13 protein-coding genes are annotated in these 20,790 nt (G+C 41.8%); 12 read left to right on the top strand and 1 reads right to left on the bottom strand.

Features of this window, described 5'->3' with window-relative positions:
- Positions 1–34 precede the first annotated feature (34 nt).
- On the bottom strand, positions 35–2,275 hold the full coding sequence (locus ABFG93_RS01280) for a hypothetical protein (RefSeq protein WP_347550178.1): 2,241 nt from the start codon (positions 2,273–2,275) through the stop codon (positions 35–37).
- Between the two features lie 242 nt (positions 2,276–2,517).
- Here ABFG93_RS01280 and cydD point away from each other — a divergent pair, with 242 nt between their 5' ends.
- From cydD to argH, 12 genes are all read left to right on the top strand, one after another.
- On the top strand, positions 2,518–4,251 hold the full coding sequence (cydD, locus tag ABFG93_RS01275; protein ID WP_347550177.1) for a thiol reductant ABC exporter subunit CydD: 1,734 nt from the start codon (positions 2,518–2,520) through the stop codon (positions 4,249–4,251).
- Positions 4,248–5,957, top strand: coding sequence for a thiol reductant ABC exporter subunit CydC (gene cydC, locus ABFG93_RS01270; RefSeq protein ID WP_347550176.1), 1,710 nt, complete (start codon positions 4,248–4,250; stop codon positions 5,955–5,957). Before cydD ends, cydC begins: the two co-directional genes overlap by 4 nt.
- A gap of 273 nt (positions 5,958–6,230) precedes the next feature.
- Positions 6,231–8,378 (top strand): DNA topoisomerase III, encoded by a 2,148-nt coding sequence (locus ABFG93_RS01265; RefSeq protein WP_347550175.1) that lies wholly within the window; start codon positions 6,231–6,233, stop codon positions 8,376–8,378.
- Positions 8,379–8,556: 178 nt separating this feature from the next.
- A complete protein-coding gene (gene argC, locus ABFG93_RS01260; protein ID WP_347550174.1) occupies positions 8,557–9,594 on the top strand; it encodes an N-acetyl-gamma-glutamyl-phosphate reductase in 1,038 nt (345 codons plus the stop codon).
- Positions 9,595–9,622: 28 nt separating this feature from the next.
- Positions 9,623–10,855, top strand: a complete 1,233-nt coding sequence (gene argJ / locus ABFG93_RS01255; RefSeq protein WP_431522032.1) for a bifunctional ornithine acetyltransferase/N-acetylglutamate synthase — start codon at positions 9,623–9,625, stop codon at positions 10,853–10,855.
- Positions 10,818–11,654: an acetylglutamate kinase gene (gene argB, locus ABFG93_RS01250; RefSeq protein ID WP_347550173.1), complete on the top strand. Its 837-nt coding sequence runs from the start codon at positions 10,818–10,820 to the stop codon at positions 11,652–11,654. Before argJ ends, argB begins: the two co-directional genes overlap by 38 nt.
- Positions 11,645–12,811: an acetylornithine transaminase gene (locus ABFG93_RS01245; RefSeq protein WP_347550172.1), complete on the top strand. Its 1,167-nt coding sequence runs from the start codon at positions 11,645–11,647 to the stop codon at positions 12,809–12,811. Before argB ends, ABFG93_RS01245 begins: the two co-directional genes overlap by 10 nt.
- Before the next feature lie 2 nt (positions 12,812–12,813).
- Complete coding sequence (locus ABFG93_RS01240) at positions 12,814–13,887, top strand: carbamoyl phosphate synthase small subunit (protein WP_347550171.1); 1,074 nt, start codon at positions 12,814–12,816, stop codon at positions 13,885–13,887.
- Positions 13,874–17,077: a carbamoyl-phosphate synthase (glutamine-hydrolyzing) large subunit gene (gene carB, locus ABFG93_RS01235; protein ID WP_347550170.1), complete on the top strand. Its 3,204-nt coding sequence runs from the start codon at positions 13,874–13,876 to the stop codon at positions 17,075–17,077. The genes ABFG93_RS01240 and carB overlap by 14 nt, the downstream gene beginning before the upstream one ends.
- 4 nt (positions 17,078–17,081) lie before the next feature.
- Positions 17,082–18,053, top strand: coding sequence for an ornithine carbamoyltransferase (argF, locus tag ABFG93_RS01230; RefSeq protein ID WP_347550169.1), 972 nt, complete (start codon positions 17,082–17,084; stop codon positions 18,051–18,053).
- A 70-nt stretch (positions 18,054–18,123) separates the two neighbouring features.
- A complete protein-coding gene (locus tag ABFG93_RS01225; protein ID WP_347550168.1) occupies positions 18,124–19,335 on the top strand; it encodes an argininosuccinate synthase in 1,212 nt (403 codons plus the stop codon).
- 12 nt (positions 19,336–19,347) lie between these two features.
- Entirely contained in the window at positions 19,348–20,736 is a 1,389-nt protein-coding gene (gene argH / locus ABFG93_RS01220; RefSeq protein WP_347550167.1) for an argininosuccinate lyase, read from the top strand.
- The last annotated feature ends 54 nt before the right edge of the window (positions 20,737–20,790 follow it).

Genomic DNA, 20,790 nt, shown 5'->3' with positions numbered 1-20,790 from the left:
CCTTCAGCATTGAAGGAAAGCCTTTTTCTGTGGTCTAATCAGCATGATTAACACCAATATGATCAACGAAAATGGACCCTTTCATCGATTGATCAAACTGAAACGTAAGAGAATCCAACTTTTTAGGATCGAAAGATGGATTATTATCAATAAATCTTTCCATTGGAATGTTGAACGTTTGGAGAACCGGTTCTGTTGGCTCTCCATAACGTTCTTCTTCAAAGTATATGGTTTTTGTATGCTGTACCGGCAAAACAGGATGCATAGGCATGATGTCACTAAGAACAACACTGGCAGTTTCTCCATCTGAAGTCAACTTAACGCTGAAATCTACCGGTTTCTGATTTTCAACTTCAGAAAGATTCGCCGCAGTAAAGGTTAAAGAACTTCCCGCCTTGTAAGCAAAAGGATCCTGCAACAGCTTAGAAAAGCTTAGCGTATAGTAGCCGTTTTTAGAATAAGATTGGTCCCACTTCAGGAACACGCCATGATTGTCTCTTACTTTATCTCTTCTGAATTCTAGCTCTCCTTCGTACCATTGGAGTAAGCTTCCTGCCGTGATATCAATATATGGAGAAGTAGCAGTGGTGACATCGACATCTTCTTCAAAATCGCTATAGATGATGTAGGAAGGATCTTCGTATTTACTGATATACGTTGTTTTAGGAAGCCATTCAAGGGCATAGCGGTAATCTTCAAACATCGGTAAGTAAGAGTTATTGTCATGTAAAGTGGCTTCTAGAAAACCAGATACATACGTTTTGGCAATTTGTCTCTGTTCTTCACCCTCAAGTAGCGGCTCTTTATTTAATAACATGGTGAAGGGGAAATAGGTATCATTGTCTTCCCAGGTTGTATTAAATTGTCCGTGATTCGCGCGATCAATGTAAAGGGCAGATTTAATCGCCTCTTCACCGCCGGTTAAATTGATCCCATTATATTGACGATCGCCCTCAAATTCGGATACATCACTATCGTAAGAACCATGGAGCAATAAATAATTAACGTCATCCACTTCGATTTTACGGTCTGACAACGTTTGATAATCAGTTGGTGCAATGGCGATTACCGTTTTAATGTTGAAATCAAAATCAAAGCGCGTGATCGCATTGTTAGGGTAGCGGTCAAGCTGATTAAATTTTGCAGCTAGAATCGCTGCCTGCCCACCACGAGAATGTCCAATTAACGCTATGTTAGCCATATCGACGTTTTGATAAAATGGGGTGTTTTGTTTCGTGTTAAACGATTCCATTTCTTCTAGGTGTTGAAGAAGAAGCCATGCTCTGCCATTAATATCTCCCGAAAGACCACCAGACCACGATGAGTTAAAAAAGTTCTCGTCCACGGATACGGTAATGAAGCCCCTGCTCGCAAGGAGTTCTCCAAGGTAGGCGTAACCCTCATCCGAGAAGTCCTCCATCTTGTGATTCCCATGGACCATTAGAACGAGTGGAAAATGACCTTCTCCTTCAGGCATCCAGACCCGCCCATTAAGTGGAACATTCGTATCTTTAAATCCCCAGAACCATTTGCGCTCCTTTGACCACTCTCCAATCATGCTTGAAGCATTTACTGGGAGGGTCTCAATGTCAACTTTTTCACCGAACTCTTCTCTTTGCTTATCATCACCACTTCCGTAAGTAAGAGTTTGAACAGAATAGGTACCTCTTTCAGAAGGATTTGAACTGACAGGTGAGAATGGTGCAACTTCTATTGTTAATGAAGAGTTTTCAATGCCTGGTGAGAAGATCCAGTAGAAAAAGCCCGCTGTTACGATTGTACCGAGCGTAAGCATGATGATCGAGAGCGGTTTTTTTATTCCTTTAACAATTGGATAGCCGAATAGTCCACCGATTAAGACCCCGATCCCAAGCAGGGTCCAGGCAAGGGGTAGAATGTTATCAAGTACACGAAACTGATCGAGTGTATAAATAATCGCGCAGCTTGAAACCGCTATACTGGCAATAAAAAGGGAAGGGAGCTTTTTAATCTGTCTCGCTATCACTATCCCAACCTTCACTAACAACCATATTCCAACTATCCCAACCAGTAGAAAAAGAAATACGTCTAAGCCCTTTCCAAGCCCAGTATGAAAATCAAATCCAATTGAGAAAATGAGCAACATTGTCATCAAAATGACACCATAGGAGGCACCTCTCCAGACCGTTATGAAGAAGGCTTGAATGCCGTGACGCGTTCGTTTTACCATTGTTTTGATTCTTTTATGTTTGTGTGTTACTTTACGCGATTTCTCAAATTCAGGGCCTTGATCCACGCTAATCCTCCATTTCATTACATTCTTGCCTCATTATATCAAATCGTAGTGAGACAGAGTGTAAATTGAATTTTTTTGATAAGGAGGCAGGTTAGAGCGATCTGTTCAACTTTTTGTCATATACTACTGTCATATAATAGCAAAGGAGTTGCTTCCTGCAATCACTATCGATTACAATAAAGGCATAAATGTGAACTTATTCACAAACGTTTGTTTGTGATGAATAGAGGTGAGGGGTTGCAATGAGAAATGAATTAAGAGCATATGCAGCAGGGCACAGGGGAAAACAGCTCATGATGGTACTGGCTTCTTTTATAATTGGAGCGGCAATGATCGGCCAAGCCTACCTTTTTGTAACGATTGTTAACATGGTATTTATTGATAAGTCAACGTTTGAAGAGATCATTCCTTATCTTTTAGGGTTGCTTGTTGTATTGCTTTTTAGATCTTTCTTATCTCATGGGATTGGAAAGATGGGGGTGAAGATGGCTGCCTCTGTTAAACAGAAAGTCAGGCAGGCTTTGCTTCAGAAATTCTCCGGGAATCCACTTTTAGCATCTTACCAGGGGCACTCGGGTCATAAGGTAAGTGTTTTGCTTGATGCGGTAGATGAAATCGATTCGTACTATAGTAAGTATATTCCTCAGGTGATTCAAACCTCGATTGTTCCGTTATTTATCTTGGTTGCTGTTTCCATTCAGCATCTGCCAACTGGACTTATTATGGTCATCACTGCTCCTTTCATTCCGATTTTCTATATTATCATTGGGATCAGAACCCAGAAGAAATCAGAGGAGCAGCTTGATAAAATGACGGTTTTCTCAGGACGTTTTCTAGATACGATTCGGGGGTTAACCACTCTGAAATTGTTTCAGCGATCAACAAAGTACAAGGAAGTTATTAAGGAGAGTAGCCTGAATTATCGAGATGCTACGCTCGAGGTGTTAAAAGTTGCTTTCGTTTCTTCATTGATGCTCGAACTTATCTCGATGCTAAGCATTGGTTTAATTGCACTTGAAATTGGCCTCAGGTTAATTGTTTTTAACACGATGTCATTTACAACCGCCTTCTTTGTGCTAATGTTAGCACCTGAATTCTATCTTTCTTTAAAAGAGTTAGGCAGTGCTTTTCATACTGGTAGAGGGAGCATGAGTGCGATGAATAAAGTGAGCGAAGAGCTCAATGGTGAAACGAGAATCGTTGAATGGGGTGAGGGTATACTCCGTGATACAAAAATGCCCCCGACCATTTCATTAGCTGTTGTTTCATTTACGTATGAAAAGGACCGATTTGTGCTTTCACCGCTAAATACGACAATCAAACCATATGAAAGAATAGCGGTTATCGGAAAAAGTGGGTCAGGTAAATCTACCTTACTTCATCTAATCGGAGGCTTGCTTCCTGCGGATCAAGGAGAAATAAATGTAAATGGTATACCGCTAACTTATCTAAAGGAAAAAGAATGGTTCAATCAAGTTAGCTACATTTCGCAACGCCCTTATTTATTCACGGGTACTATTGCAGAAAATATTAAGATCGGTGCAAGGAACTCTTCGCAAGCTGAGATAGAAAAGGCTGCTGCAAAAGCTGGAATCGACAGCTTCATTTCTTCCCTCGAAAAAGGGTATGAAACTGTGATTGGCGAAAGTGGACGTGGGTTATCAGGCGGAGAACAGCAGAGGATTGCTCTTGCACGTGCATTCCTAAATCGGCCGTCGGTTATTTTATTTGATGAACCAACAACTGGGCTTGATTTGTTTACAGAGAAGGTGCTTCAAACATCAATCCAGGAACTTTCAAGGGAAGCGACGGTTATTACAGTCGCACATCGTCTCCATACGATCAGGCAGGCAGACAAAATTCTTCTTCTCGATGAAGGAAAGCTCGTAGCTCAAGGTACAGACGATGAGTTATTCAAGCAAAGTAAGCTATACCAGAAGATGGTTAACGTTCAGAAGGAAGGTGTAGCGTTATGAAAGAGTTGTCCTTTGTATTAAAAGAGATGATATCAGAAAAACGAGATGTTTTCCTATCAATCTGTTTTGGCTTTCTCGCAGGAATGACGGCTGTAGCGTTATTTGCTTCGAGTGGATTTCTCATTTCTAAAGCGGCCCTATCGCTACCAGTCTTTGCTCTGGCGATCTTAACAGCAGTTATTAAACTTTTTGGGTTAGCTCGCGCAGCAGGACGGTATTTTGAGCGGTATTATTCCCATCGAGCAACGTTTACCATATTAAGCAACATGCGAGTGTCATTTTATGAGAAATTGGAGCCGCACGCTCCGAGACTGTTTCAAACCTTTCGAAGCGGTGAACTGCTTGGGCGAATCGTTGGAGACATTGACAGGCTTCAACACTTTTTCCTTCGTGTCTTTTATCCGCCGATTATCTTTTTACTTATTTTTCTTGCTACAATTTTATTCACATTGTATTTTTCATTAGTGATATCATTCTTATTGATAGCAGGTGTGATCTTGACTGGCTTTATAGTTCCAATGTGGTTTGCATACAGTTTGCGACAAACAGATCGAGCTGTACGAGAGAAAAGAGGCATGTTTTCAGCGGATGTTGCCGAGTTTTTCTACGGGTTTCGTGATTTGAAGGTAATGAAGAGGCTGGATACCAGGAGAGAGGAACTTGAAGAAACGTCGCTAGCTTATATTGAGGCACAGAAGCGTGAAGGGGTCGTTGAATCCTTTCACCGATCAATGATCTCGTTCGTCTCTCTGTTTGTGTCATGGACAGTTATTACTGTCGGAGCTTACCTTGTTACTACCGGTGAGCTTGACGGTGTTTTTCTAGCAATGCTCGTTCTTATTTCGTTAACGGCTTTTGAAAATGCCAGTCCAATGGCCTTACTTCCTGCTTACGTTCAGGATAGTACTGTAGCAGCCCGTAGACTATCGAGTGTGGTCACTACCGATCATAAGGAAAAACAGGTAACAAGACAACTTGTTGATCATGAGGCATTCAGTATTACTATAAATGATCTTTCCTTCTCATTTCCTGGTGAACAGCGACTTGCATTAGAACATCTCTCTTTGCACATTTCAGCAGGAGAAAAGATAGCAATTGTTGGTCCAAGTGGTTCTGGAAAGTCCACCCTTATGCAGCTTCTTTTAAAATTTTACGAAGTCGAGGGTTCGATTAAGTTAAACAATGAACTGATTGACTCATTTTCAGAAGAGGATGTCTGGGGCAAATCGAACGTGGTGCTTCAAGATAATCATTTTTTCTATGGAACAGTCCGTGATAACCTCCTTCTGGCTTCCGAAGAGCTCCATGATGATGCCTTACGGAGCGCGCTTCATAAAGTGCAGCTTTCTTATCTTTCAATTGATCAGAACGTTCTTGAACGGGGGGAGAACCTTTCTGGTGGTGAAAAACAGCGGCTCGCGATTGCGCGAGCGATGCTAAAGAAAGGTCGTCTCTGGTTACTGGATGAGCCCACTTCGTCAGTTGATGTACTAACAGAAAAAGTTATCTTAGATCATCTATTTGAACAGGCAGCGGAAGATACACTTCTTCTTATTAGTCACCGCTTACACAATCTTGAACAGATGGACCAGATCTTCGTAATGGACAAGGGACGCGCCGTGGAATCTGGTACTTATGAGGAATTAATGAAAGAAAGAGGTTATTTCTACAAAATGAGAGAAATTGAGAAAAGTGTTCTACTCTGAAATGAATCAGAAGAGTGTGTGCAGGAAGCATTTCTAGGATAATTTTAACTTGATAATCCTTTTGAAATGCTTCTTTTTTCATGGAAACAAAAGGAATAATAGTTTTTGAATAAAGAGGATGATTTCTTTTAATAGATGCCGTGCCCCCTTATAGTTTTGAGAAAGCTAACTGAATTAAAAGTAAAAGACAAGCTATCATATACAATTAAGTGTACGATATACTTAATCTAAGCTAGAGAAAAGGTATCATTTTAGGAGAGAGGAATGTTTTGATTGGCTGTAGTTTGTATCATTGCCGAAAAACCCGATCAGGGCTCGCGCTTAGCGGCTCCTTATCCAACAGAAAAGAAACAGGGATATCTCTACATAAAACCAAATCCGGATTTCCCGGATGGTGCATATATGACATGGGCGGTCGGTCACTTATGTGAGCTTGTACCGCCGGAAACGTATGAACTGTCATGGAAGAAATGGTCTCTAAAAACCTTGCCAATGATTCCTCAGCAATTTCAGTATCAAGTGACAAAAGGAAAATGGAAGCAGTTTAAAGTGATTAAAGAGCTGGTGAACAAAAAAGAAGTAAGGTCGATTATTCATGCGGGAGATGCTGGGAGAGAAGGGGAGCTCATCGTACGAACGATCCTGAACCAGGCGGGATGTAAAAAACCAATGAAGCGGCTCTGGATTTCTTCTCTTACTGAACGAGCCGTTAAAGAAGGATTTGGCGCTCTTCTTGATGAAAAGGAAACACGTAATCTCTACTATGAAGCCTATGCAAGATCATGTGCTGATTGGGTCGTAGGGATTAATACTTCGCGAGTTTACACCCTCCTTTTTCAACAAAAAGGCGTTCAGGATGTGTTCTCAGCAGGTAGAGTTCAGACGCCAACGCTCGCTCTCGTAGTAAAGCGAGAGAAAGAAATTGCTGATTTTAAGTCAGAACCATTCTGGGAAGTAAAAGGAACCTTTGATTATAACGGGAGGCGAGTAGTCGGGAAATGGATAAAAGACGATCAAACCCGAATTGATTCACCTGACATGGCACAGGCAATTGCTCAATTTTGTGAAGGGAAAGATTGTGTTGCGAGCGATGTGAAGAAGGAGCGTAAGCAGTATAAGCCTCCATTTTTATATCAGCTATCATCGCTTCAATCAACCGCAAACAAGCGATATAAATTTTCGCCTAAAAAGACGCTTGATATTGCTCAAAAGCTCTACACAAAAGGAATGATTTCATATCCAAGAAGTGACTCAAGCTTTGTTACCAAAGACGAAGCAGCAGAGTTTCCTTCAATTTTGTCTAAACTTCAAAAGCAGCAAGCATATCAAGATTTATTCCCACTAACACTCGATTCGATTATCACTGATAAACGGTTTGTGAATGCAGCGAAAGTTAGTGACCACTATGCGATTATTCCAACAGAACAGGTTCCAAACATCGATAAGCTAGCAGGTGATGAAGCAAAGATCTATGATTTGATCGCAAGAAGTCTTCTGGCTGCACATGAAGAAGCAGCCATTGTGGATTATACAACATTAACAACGCTTGTAGAGGGACGTGCTGCCTATCAATCGAAAGGGCAGGTTCGTATTCAAGAAGGATGGCACCGTATCATTAAATCAAGTCAAAAGGATGAGGAACTTCCTGCGATTGAAAAACACGAACCAGGGAAAGTCGTTTCTGCAGAAGTTACCGAGGGGAAAACACAGCCTCCAAAGCGATTTACTGAAGGTCAGTTAATTACGATGATGAAAACGGCTGGTAAACACCTTGATAATGAATCACTTGAGAAAATATTAAAAGATACAGAAGGTCTTGGAACAGAAGCAACTAGAGCCGGGATTATTACAATGCTTAAGGATCGTAAGTATATTAACGTCGAGAAAAACCAGGTGTTTGCAACAGAGAAAGGTATATTACTCATCGATTCAATCGGGAATGCTGTGCTCTCAAGCCCTGAAATGACCGCCAAGTGGGAACAGCGTTTGAAGCAAATTGGAAGTGGTGAAGCTTCACATCAAACGTTTATGGATTCAGTGAAAAAGCTCGCTGCAAAACTAACTTCAGATGCAATCGAAGCTTCTGGATCGTGGAACCTGAAAGACATTAAAATCGAACCTGCCTCTGTATCCAAAAGGTTACTCGGAAAGAAAGTTGGACAGTGCCCTATTTGCGGATCAGAAGTTATTGATAAAGGAAAGCTCTATGGTTGCAGCAGCTATTCAAAAACGAAGTGCCCGTTTACCCTTTCAAAACGCATCCTCGGAAAACCAATCTCTCAAACCAATGCTAAAAAACTTTTAACAGAAGGTAAAACGAATGTTATCAAAGGCCTAAAAAGTAAAAAAGGGACGTTTGATGCCGCACTTGTATGGAATACTACTGAAAAGAAAACTACATTTGAATTTGATAAAAAATAGTTTTTCGCATGCTCTGACTTCAGGGCATGCGTTTTTGTTATGGCTTCGATTGAGCGAAATATCGTGTTATCTAACTTAGCATTTGATAATGTTTCAAAAAAAAGTGAAAAAGATGTTGTATAGATATACTAAAGTATGTATAATAATTCAATAAGAATAGCAAGAGGGAGTGGACGTAGTGAAAGCAGGTATTGTTGGTGCCAGTGGCTATAGCGGTCTTGAATTGATCCGTTTGCTGCTAGGACATCCAGAAGTTGAAATTGAAACCATTGTATCTCCATCAAATGCAGGTTCTAAACTTGATGATATATTTCCTCATCTTACGAATATACAGAATTGTGATTTTGACTCTCTTGATCTGAATGATCTTGCAGAACGAACAGATGTCGTTTTTTTTGCGACACCTGCTGGAATTAGTAGTCAATCCATTCCATCTTTACTTGAAAAAGGCGTTACCTGTATCGATTTATCGGGCGACTTTCGATTAAAAGAAGACGGATTATACGAAGAATGGTATAAACATTCATCACCGCCTGCTCAAACGCTAAAGAAAGCAGTATACGGATTATCCGAGTTTTATCCAGAAGAGATTGCATCTGCAGACTTAATCGCAAATCCAGGGTGCTATCCAACCGCTTCCCTGCTTGGCATTCTTCCTGTCATTCAGCAGGAATGGGTCGATCCGGCTTCACTTATTATAGATGGGAAATCAGGCCTCTCAGGAGCGGGGCGAAAAACTAGCATTGCCGCTCATTTTTCAGAGGTGAACGAGAACGTATCAGCTTATAAACTGGGGAGACATCAGCACATTCCCGAAATTGAGCAGATTATTTCCTCTCAAATCGGGAAAGACATTCAGCTTACCTTTTCTACGCATCTCATTCCATTAACAAGAGGAATGATGTGCAGCATGTATATTAATCTAAAACATGAAAAGACAGATCGTGAAGTTATTGAGCTTTATCAATCTTTTTATGAAAATCACCCATTTATTCGGATTATGCCTGAAGGGAAATGGCCAACACCAAAAGGGGTGGCGGGCTCAAATTATTGTGACATTGGATTTTCAGTGGATTCGAGGACAAATCGTCTCACTGTTATATCGGTCATTGATAATTTAATGAAAGGGGCAGCAGGGCAAGCTGTTCAAAATATGAATCTACGATTTGGTTATCCAGAAATGTTAGGTCTTACGCTTTCACCAGTATTCCCATAAGTCTATGAAAAGAAAGGATTTGAATTGTGTGGCAACATCTATAGTTAGTGAAGCACTTTATACAACAATTTCGGAAGGTACAGTTACTTCGCCAATGGGGTTTGAAGCAGGAGGTTTTCATGCCGGATTGAAGCGAAAGCGTAAGGATCTCGGTTGGATTGTATCTGATGTACCAGCTACTGCAGCGGGAGTTTTCACAATGAATGCGTTTCAAGCACCTCCGCTAAAAGTAACAAAGGAAAGTCTATCGGGTGGCATTCTGCAGGGACTAATCGTAAACTCAGGAAATGCCAATGCGTTTACTGGAAAAAAGGGACTGGAAGATGCTTATGAAATGCGCAAACAATTTGCGAAGGTGATGGGTTTAAAGGAAGAAGAGACCGCCGTTACTTCAACAGGTGTAATCGGTGAATATTTGCCAATGGAAGCCATTGTTGATGGCATCCAGCAGGTCCCGAATTTCAAAGAAACAACGAACGGAACAGACTTTGCTGAAGCGATTGTGACAACCGACACCATTACAAAACAGATCGCCGTGACATGTGAGATCAATGGGAAGCAGGTTACGATTGGAGGTGCAGCGAAGGGATCTGGCATGATTAAGCCGAACATGGCAACGATGCTTGCTTTTGTGACGACTGATGCGGATGTTGAAGAAAGTGCACTTCAGTCAGCCCTTAGTTCCGTTACGAATAATACGTACAACATGATTACAGTGGACGGAGAAACGAGTACGAATGATATGGTTCTGCTTTTAGCGAACGGAAAGGCTAAGAACGATCCACTATCAGAAAGTCATCCAGAATGGGAAACGTTCTTATCTTCACTAGAGGTTGTTTGTAAACAATTGGCCAAAATGATCGCAAAAGATGGTGAAGGAGCAACGAAGCTTGTTGAAGTGCATGTTAGTGGAGCTCAAACAGAAAACGGAGCGAAAGCGATCGCAAAATCCATTGTCGGATCGAGCCTGGTCAAAACAGCGATATATGGAACGGATGCGAACTGGGGACGAATTGTATGTGCCATTGGGTACAGTGGTGAATCAGTTGAAGAAGACTCACTCTCCATATCGCTTGGTGATATTAAGGTAGTGGATCATGGGATCACAACCGCTTTTAGTGAAGATGAAGCCAAAAGCTATTTAGAAAACGAATCGATTCACATCTATGTTGATCTCGATAAAGGGAAAGAAGAAGCAACAGCCTGGGGGTGTGATCTCTCTTATGACTACGTCCGAATCAATGCATCTTACCGAACATAACAAGAGAAAATTTTTCGTCATCAAGTGCGGAGGGAGCATTCTAAGTCAGCTTCCAGACGAATTTTATGAAGACCTTGTCACATTAAAGCGACAGGGTATCCACCCTGTGCTCGTTCACGGTGGAGGCCCGGAAATTTCAGATATGCTTGAAACTTTGTCGATTCACACACAATTTGTTGAGGGTCTTCGGGTAACGACCGCTGAAATGGTTGATACCGTGGAAATGGTTCTAAGCGGCAAAATCAATAAACAGCTTGTTAGAAACGTTCATCGGGCTGGCGGTAAAGCGGTTGGGTTAAGTGGTGTTGATGGAGGTATGTTCAAATGCAAACTGACCGATCAAGCACTGGGCCGTGTCGGTGAAGTTATTGAGGTTGAGAGTGCATTAATTAAACAGCTTTCTCATTCAGGCTACATACCAGTTCTTTCTCCGATCAGTATGGATCCCGCTGGACACTCTCTCAATGTGAATGGGGATGAAGCGGCTTCTGCCGTAGCAAAAGCCTTACAAGCTGAGATTTGTCTTGTGAGTGATATTGCCGGTATTTATGAACTCATCGATGGTGAGAAAGTGGTGTTCGAAACACTAGATGAAGAAGAAATAACTAAATTAATTGAGAAAGGAACGATCTACGGTGGAATGATACCTAAAGTAAAAGGAGCCGTTTCCGCCTTATCTGAGCAAGTATCATCCGTTATTATTCTTGATGGTAGAGAAAAACATGCTCTAAAAAAAGCAGTAGCACATGAACCGATTGGAACACGAATTGTTCGAAAGGAGCTTTTAGAATGTCACTAACTAAATCCACTCAAACGAGCATTATGAAAACATACAATCGTCTTCCTATCACGGCAATTAAAGGCGAGGGAAGCTTCCTATACGACGAAAATGGAACGGAATTTCTCGATTTCACCTCAGGAATTGCAACCTGCAACCTTGGCCATCAGCCTGAATCTGTTAAGAAAAAAGTCACTGAACAGCTCGATCTTCTCTGGCACTGTTCTAATCTATATCACATTCCAAAGCAGCAGGAGCTTGCTGATCTTCTTACAGATAAAAGTAGCTTTGATGAGGTGTTCTTTTGTAATAGTGGAACGGAAGCGAATGAAGCGGCGATTAAATTAGTAAGAAAGTGGAGTGGGAAGGATTCGATTGTAACGTTTACAAAGTCATTTCACGGGCGTACACTCGGCTCCCTTTCTGCTACTGCGCAACCGAACCTTCAAGAAGGGTTTGGATCCATGTTGGAAGGTTTCTATTACTTTCCTTATAACGAGTTTGATAGTTTAGCAAAAATCGAAGAATTGAAACCAGCTGCTGTTATGTTTGAGCTTGTTCAGGGGGAAGGAGGCGTTCGCCAAGCAGATAAGGAGTGGATTGCCCAACTCGTTAAAATCTGTCAGGCTAACAATATTCTCCTTGTAGTTGATGAGGTCCAAACAGGGATAGGGCGGACAGGTACGTTATTTGCCCATGAACAGTATGACTTTGAACCAGATATCATGACGCTCGCTAAGGGGCTTGGTTCAGGCTTTCCAATTGGTGCTATGCTCGCTAAAGGTTCAATTGCAAAAGCATTTGGTCCTGGTGCTCACGGTAGTACATTTGGTGGTAATCCGCTTGCGTCATCTGCTGCTGTCGAAACCGTTAAAGAAGTGTCTTCATTACTAAAGCATGTTAACAGCACTTCAGACTATTTAATAAAAGAATTGCAGCACCTGGCGGAACATCATTCATCAATTAGTGAGGTAAGAGGGCTTGGTTTACTCATCGGCGTTGAAGTAAAAGAGGCAGCATCCTATGTTACCAAGTTAAGAGATAAAGGTGTGCTTGTGTTAACAGCCGGACCGACTGTCATTCGGATACTTCCTCCTTTAAACGTCAGTCATCAGGAAGCAAACCAGTTTCTTTCAGTTCTAACAGAAGTGTTTCAGGTAGTGGAGGAGGGAATTTAGTTATGGGAAAAGGCTATCTCGTTTTAGAAAATGGCGCGGTATTTGAAGGAGAGTTAGCAGGTGACATAGAGGCATCAGGAGAAGTCGTTTTTAATACGAGTATGACCGGATATCAGGAAATCGTTTCAGACCCTTCTTATGCAGGGCAAATTATTGTTTTTTGCTATCCGCAAATCGGAAATTATGGAATAAATCATCTTGATAGCGAAAGTGAACACCTCCACCTTCACGGAGTTGTGACCGGTGAACAGTGTGAAACCCCAAGTCACTATTTATCAAACAGTTCATTTTCAAAGGGGCTCACAGAGCATGGTATTCCTTCATTAACGAACGTGGACACGAGAGCACTCGTTAAAATGCTGAGAGACCACGGAACAATGAAAGGGAAATTGGTGCCTGAAGTTCCAGCAGAACACAACAACTGGAATTTTGAGAAATCATACGTTCCATTTGTCTCTGTGAAGGAAATAAAACATTACCCCGGTAAAGGGCCACATATTGTTCTAATGGACTTTGGCTATAAAAAATCCATCTTAACTTCACTGCAATCTCTGGAGTGTGCTGTTACCGTCGTTCCTTTTAATACAACGGTGGATAATTTTGTTGACATTCAGCCAGATGGTGTTGTGTTAAGTAATGGACCAGGCGATCCTGAAGCATTATCTCCCTATTACGATACGATTCGAGTAATAAGTGAAACGTATCCCGTCTTCGGAATCTGTCTTGGGCACCAACTTCTAGCGCTTGCCCATGGTGCTACCACTCGGAAGCTCACGTTTGGGCATAGAGGGTCCAATCACCCCGTCAAGCATTTGGAGACTGGTAAGGTGTATATCACTTCTCAAAATCATGGATATGAGGTTGTGCGAGAAAGCCTGGAAAATACGGGGCTTAGTCCAACATTTATCAATTTAAATGACAAAACGGTTGAAGGATTAAAACATCATAAGTACGACATTCAATCGGTACAGTTTCACCCGGAAGCCCATGCAGGCCCAGCCGATACGGCCTTTTTATTCAAGACTTTTATGCAGCAGATTACAAGAACAGGAGACCAACATTATGCCTTTACGTAAAGAACTGAAAAAAGTAGTAATTCTTGGCTCAGGGCCGATCATCATTGGTCAGGCCGCAGAATTTGATTACGCAGGCACACAGGCCTGCCTCGCTCTAAAAGAAGAAGGAATCGAGGTAGTGTTAATTAACAGCAATCCAGCAACGATTATGACTGATACCTCGATTGCCGATCAAGTTTATATGGAGCCCATGACAATTGAGTATGTGGAAGAAATTCTGAAGAAAGAAAAACCCGACGGAATTATTGGAACACTTGGCGGACAAACAGGGTTAAACCTTGTTGTTAAACTATATGAAAAAGGTATTCTAAAGAAATTAAACGTGGAGCTTCTCGGAACTTCTGTTGAATCTATCCAAAATGGTGAAGATCGTGAGAAATTTAGACAAATGATGATCGACATCGGGGAACCGGTGCCTGAATCGAAAATCGCCGTAACGCGAGATGAAGCAAAAACATTTGCACATGAAATAGGATATCCGATTATGGTTCGTCCTGCTTATACAATGGGAGGCGAGGGAGGCGGCTTCGCAGCAAATGATGATGAGCTGCTTGAAATTGTCGAACGTGGCCTCGCTCTAAGCCCAATTTCTCAAGTCCTTATTGAGAAAAGCATGCTTGGTTGGAAAGAAATCGAATATGAAGTGATGAGAGATGAAAATGATACGTGCATGATCGTTTGCAACATGGAAAACATGGACCCGGTTGGGATTCATACCGGCGATTCGATCGTAGTCGCTCCATCGCAAACGCTAAATGATTACCAGTATCAAATGCTTCGCAATGTATCTTTAAAAGTCATCCGCGCCCTCAATGTGATCGGTGGATGCAACATTCAAATCGGATTGAACCCGAATTCAAACGATTATTACATTATTGAAGTGAACCCGAGGGTGAGCCGTTCTTCAGCGCTTGCTTCAAAAGCAACGGGGTATCCAATAGCACGAATGGCGGCAAAATGCGCAATTGGTTTTACACTTGATGAGCTGCCAAACCCCATTACAGGCACAACCTATGCAGCTTTTGAACCAGCACTCGATTACCTCGTTGTCAAGATTCCACGATTTCCCTTTGATAAATTTCCTGAAGGGGATCGTGCACTTGGAACTCAAATGAAAGCAACTGGGGAAGTAATGGCCATCGATCGCAGTTTCGAAGGAGCTTTAAACAAAGCGGTTCGATCTCTTGAGAATGGCCATCATTCCTTAACGGATCCCTTTTACAAAAATGTAAGTACTGACAAATTAAACACCCAGCTGAAGCATCCGACAGACGAAAGGCTTTTTTTAATTAGTGAAGCTTTTCGAAGAGGGTATTCAATTGAAGAGGTTAAGTCGCTTACTTCGATCGATTATTGGTTCCTTGTGAAAGTGAAGAATTTGGTAGAAGCTGAGATGGAGTTAATGGAAGTAACCGAGCTTTCTGAAGAGGTGCTAAAGCGTGCGAAGCGGTTGAATATTAGTGACGCATATATCGCAGAAGCAAGCGAATTAACACTTGATGCTGTGCTAGAGCGAAGTAGACTAGCGGGGATCCAGCGTGGGATGAAACAAGTCGATACCTGTGCTGGTGAATTTGAAGCAGTCACGCCTTATTTCTATTCCACTTTTCTTGGAAATGATGAAGTTGTGAAAGTAAGTGATCCAGGTATTCTCGTGCTTGGATCCGGACCTATACGGATTGGGCAGGGTGTCGAATTTGATTATTGTTCCGTTCACGCCGCGCAGGCGGTTAAAAAACTCGGATACAGGGCAGTAGTCATCAATAACAATCCAGAAACGGTAAGTACAGATTACAGTGTCGCTGACCGACTTTACTTCGAGCCTCTTGCTATTGAGGATGTTCTGGGAGTCATCGAGAAAGAGAATATAATCGGTGTAGCCGTTCAATTTGGTGGTCAAACAGCTGTTAATTTGGCGGAAGAGTTACACGAAAGAGGCATTCCGATCCTGGGCACTCCTGTTGAAAATATAAATAAAGTAGAAGATCGTGATCAGTTTTATCAATTGTTAGATTCTCTCGCTATTCCCTATATTGAAGGGAAAATGGCCTATCAACCGAGCGAAATGGTACGTCTTGCAGAGGAATTAGGGTTCCCGATTATCGTAAGACCGTCTTACGTGATCGGCGGGCAAAACATGTTTATCTTCCGTAACATGGATGAACTGAGACGATACGCCACTAAATTAGGGCAAAGTTCCAAAAAGATGTGGCCATTCCTGCTTGATCGCTTTGTAGAAGGAATTGAATGTGAAGTAGATGTGATCTGTGATGGAGAATCGATTGCGATACCGGGAATTATGGAGCATTTGGAACGAGCAGGCGTCCATTCAGGTGATAGCACAGCCGTTTATCCACCAATCTCTCTTACGAAAGATCAGAAGAAAATCATTACAGAGTATTCTCAAAAGCTATCTGAAGCGCTCAATTGTCGTGGTTTGATGAATATCCAGTTTGTCATTGATCAAAACATTATTTATGTTCTTGAAATTAATCCGAGATCATCGAGAACCGTGCCGGTGATAAGTAAAGTCACTAACGTGCCAATGGTTGAATGGGCGATTAAAGCTCAGTTGCAAACAGGATCACTTCAGGAAACAGGGCTTCTGGATGAAAAGCCTTACTATACAGTGAAATTCCCGATTTTTTCAAATGGGAAATTGAAAAATGTTGACCATGTGTTAGGACCTGAAATGAAGTCAACAGGAGAAGTGCTTGGGATTGCGAAGACCAAACAGGAAGCGTTATGTAAGGCTGTTTTATCAACATGGGATACCGAGAAACTGCCTTCTGCGATTCTTTGTTCAATCAGTGAGGAGCATAAAGAGGACGCTTCAGATACCTTATCCAACCTTACTGAAAAAGGGGTAGCAATATATGCAACCCAAGGAACCTATCGTTTTCTAACTGAAAAAGGAATAGAGGCTCAATTAATAAAGAGAGATCTTAATGAGATTGACCAGCTCATGAAGGATGATATTGATGCGATTGTCTCGATCCCGACGACTGGAAGGGAAAAAGAGCGATTAGGCTTTCAGATTCGCGCGCTAGCGACTCGATATAAAATTCCTTGCTTTTCTCATGTTGATACACTTCAGCTAATTGACTTAAGCGGAGCGAAAACGAAGGAAGTGAAAAGTCTTCAGGACTGGCATCAATCAAAACCTACTACAATTGGACAGGAGAGATGAGTTGATGATTCAATCAATACAGAAAACAGATAAAGAAATTGAAGAAGGAATGAAGGGAAAAGATTTTCTTACAATTGGTGAATTCACAACAGATGAAATTCACTATCTTTTAAATGAAGCCGTTGAACTGAAAAAACTGCAAAAGCAGGGTGTACCCCACGAAGCATTGAAAGGTAAAATCCTTGGAATGATTTTCGAAAAGTCATCAACGAGAACACGTGTATCGTTTGAGGTGGCCATGTTACAGCTAGGCGGTCATGCCCTATTCCTGAGCTCAAAGGATATACAGCTAGGAAGAGGCGAGACGATTGAAGACACTGCACACGTGCTTGCGGGCTATCTTGATGGTGTAATGATTCGTACGTTTGGCCATGAAACAATTGAACGTTTTGCACATGCATCATCAGTTCCGGTTATTAATGGACTGACAGATACCCATCATCCAGCTCAGATTCTTGCTGACTTGCTTACGATTCTAGAGCATAAAGGTTATTTAAATGGTTTAAAAGCTGCGTATTTTGGTGATGGAAACAATGTTGCTCATTCGCTAATTGAAGGTGCTGCTAAAGTAGGGATGCATTTCACGATTGCCTGTCCAAAAGGATACGAACCTGACGAAGCGATCATAACGAAAGCGAAGGAAGTTGGGAAAACGACGGGGGCTATTATTCAAGTAACGGAGGATCCCATTGATGCAGCGAAAGACGCAGATGTACTCATCACTGACGTATGGGCTAGTATGGGACAGGAAGAAGAGCAAGCAGAACGTGAAGGCGTTTTTGAACCGTATCAAGTGAATGAAGAGTTATGCATAAATGCAAATAAAAATTACATCTTTATGCATTGCCTGCCAGCACACAGAGGAGAAGAAGTAACAGAGGGAATTATCGATGGTTCACACTCTGTTGTATATCAGGAAGCAGAGAATCGTCTTCATGCTCAAAAGGCCCTTTTAAAACTTTTATTAAAAAATTGATTTTTTTTGATGCAATTTGAATAAATATACGTTATCATAGATATTAATACAAAGTTAAGGAGTGGATGACATGGCAAAAGAGAAGATCATTCTTGCTTATTCCGGAGGATTGGATACCTCCATTTCGATAAAATGGCTTGAAGAAAAATACGGGTATGAGGTTATTGCACTTGGACTTGATGTAGGAGAAGGGAAGGACTTAGAAACGATTAAGGATAAGGCACTCAAAGTTGGTGCATCAAAAGCGTACATGATCGAAGCGAAAGAATTGCTTGCGGAAAATTATCTTTTACCAGCACTAAAAGCAAATGCCCTTTATGAAGGAAAATACCCATTGTCCTCTGCGCTGTCACGTCCGCTTATTTCGAAGCTACTCGTTGAAGCAGCTGAACGTGAAGGAGCGACGGCAGTCGCTCATGGATGTACTGGGAAGGGAAATGACCAGGTTCGCTTTGAAGTTTCGATTCAGGCGTTGAATCCAGACTTGAAAGTGATCGCTCCTGTACGAGAATGGGGCATGACGCGTGATGAACAGATTGCTTACGCAGAAGAAAAAGGAATCCCAGTTCCTGTAAAGCTGGATAACCCGTTTTCCATTGACGCCAACATCTGGGGGCGTGCTTGTGAAGCGGGTGTGCTAGAAGATCCATGGGCTGAAGCGCCAGAAGCTGCGTTTGAATGGACAGCACCGATTCATCTAACTCCGGATGAGCCAGAATATATTGAAATTGATTTTGACGAAGGTCGTCCAACAGCGCTAAACGGCCAGCAAATGGGCCTAGTTGACCTAATTGAGAAGTTAAATGAAATCGGTGGGGTCCATGGAATCGGACGTATCGATCATATTGAAAATCGTCTAGTTGGTATTAAATCAAGAGAAGTGTATGAAAATCCTGGGGCGCTGATTTTAATTAATGCTCACAAAGAGTTAGAGTTTTTAACTCATACTCGTGAAGTATCACAATTTAAAACGACCATTGATCAGCAGTTGTCAAAGCTTATCTATGATGGTCTATGGTATTCACCATTACGTCAAGCGCTTGAAGGGTTTATTAACGAAACGCAGAAAGTTGTTAGTGGGAAAATCCGTATTAAACTTCACAAAGGTACCAACACCGTCGTTGGCCGTAAGTCAGAGAACTCACTTTATAACGAACAGCTTGCAACGTACCTTAAAGGAGATCTCTTTGATCATGATGCAGCAGTAGGATTCATCAAACTGTGGGGACTCCCAACGAAAGTGAACGCAGAAGTGCATAAGAAGCAAAAAGTTCATCAATAAGGAGATGTTAGTGTGTCTAAGCTTTGGGGAGGACGCTTTACGAAAGAAACAAATAAGCTCGTAGAAGAATATACAGCTTCGATCCAGTATGACAAAGAACTAGCAGAGGAAGATATCGAGGGCAGTCTCGCCCATGTGCAGATGCTTAGTGAATGCGGCGTTATTAGTTCGGCGGATATGGTCGAAATTAAGCGCGGACTGAATATTGTCCTTGAGAAAATCCAATCAGGCGAGTTTGACTATGATGTGGCTCACGAAGATATTCATATGAACATTGAGAAAGCGCTCATTGACGAAATTGGACCAGTAGGTGGAAAGCTACACACAGGGAGAAGCCGTAATGATCAGGTTGCTACCGATATGCACATGTATCTTGTAAAAAAGGTAAAACTGTTTATTTCTCATATTGAAGCTGTTCAGCAGGCGATTGTAAAGCAGGCTGAAGAGCATGTGGAAACGGTTCTGCCTGGATACACACATTTGCAGCGTGCACAGCCTGTCTCTTTTGCGCATCATATGTTAGCTTATTTCTGGATGTTCGAGCGTGATAAGGAAAGATTTCAGGATAGCATAAAGCGGACAAATATGCTCCCGCTTGGTGCGGGTGCACTCGCGGGAACAACATTCCCGATTGATCGTCATCGCACAGCTGAGCTTCTCGGCTTCGATGATGTCTATCCGAACAGTATGGATGCAGTAAGTGATCGTGATTTTATTCTTGAGTTTCTTTCGAATGCGTCCATGCTTATGATGCACATGTCTCGATTGTCTGAAGAAATGGTCATCTGGAGTAGTCAGGAATTTCAGTTCATCGAACTAGATGACTCCTTCTGCACTGGATCGAGCATTATGCCTCAAAAGAAAAATCCAGATGTTCCTGAACTACTTCGAGCAAAAACTGGGCGAGTATATGGTAATCTGTTCAGTTTACTGACTGTTCTTAAAGGATTACCACTCGCATATAACAAAGACATGCAAGAAGACAAAGAAGGCATGTTTGATACAGCAAAGACGCTTGACGGTGCACTTCAACTGTTAGCACCAATGATTGCGACAATGACAGTTAAAACAGAGAATATGAAGCAAGCGGTGAATGAGGATTATTCTAATGCAACAGATATTGCAGATTACCTTGTGAACAAAGGGATGACATTCCGTGAATCGCATGAGATTATTGGAAAGATTGTGCTGTACAGCATTCAGCATCAGAAGTACCTTCTGGATTTGACGCTTGATGAATATAAAAACTTCACCTCTTTATTTGAAGAAGATGTGTTCGAAATATTAAAACCAGCTAATGTAATGAATGCAAGAAAGAGCTATGGTGGAACTTCGCCAGAACAAATTAAAGTTCAACTTGATCTCGCGAACAACCATTTATCTGTTGCTGAAAATGCATAAAAGGCCCTATCCGAAAGGATAAGGCCATGAAGAAGGAAGTTATTAGCTTATGCT

Origin of the sequence: Pseudalkalibacillus hwajinpoensis, from assembly GCF_039851965.1 — a bacterium.
Taxonomy (GTDB): domain Bacteria; phylum Bacillota; class Bacilli; order Bacillales; family Guptibacillaceae; genus Guptibacillus; species Guptibacillus hwajinpoensis_E.
Note: the sequence above shows the minus strand (reverse complement) of the source record. Positions and strands in the feature narration are given on the sequence as shown.

What these genes read in the sequence shown, in the direction of transcription:
- ABFG93_RS01225 (WP_347550168.1), top strand. Translation starts at nt 18,124, where the DNA reads ATGGCAAAAGAGAAGATCATTCTTGCTTATTCCGGAGGATTGGATACC.
- carB (WP_347550170.1), top strand. Translation starts at nt 13,874, where the DNA reads ATGCCTTTACGTAAAGAACTGAAAAAAGTAGTAATTCTTGGCTCAGGG.
- cydC (WP_347550176.1), top strand. Translation starts at nt 4,248, where the DNA reads ATGAAAGAGTTGTCCTTTGTATTAAAAGAGATGATATCAGAAAAACGA.
- argF (WP_347550169.1), top strand. Translation starts at nt 17,082, where the DNA reads ATGATTCAATCAATACAGAAAACAGATAAAGAAATTGAAGAAGGAATG.
- ABFG93_RS01245 (WP_347550172.1), top strand. Translation starts at nt 11,645, where the DNA reads ATGTCACTAACTAAATCCACTCAAACGAGCATTATGAAAACATACAAT.
- argB (WP_347550173.1), top strand. Translation starts at nt 10,818, where the DNA reads ATGACTACGTCCGAATCAATGCATCTTACCGAACATAACAAGAGAAAA.
- cydD (WP_347550177.1), top strand. Translation starts at nt 2,518, where the DNA reads ATGAGAAATGAATTAAGAGCATATGCAGCAGGGCACAGGGGAAAACAG.
- ABFG93_RS01240 (WP_347550171.1), top strand. Translation starts at nt 12,814, where the DNA reads ATGGGAAAAGGCTATCTCGTTTTAGAAAATGGCGCGGTATTTGAAGGA.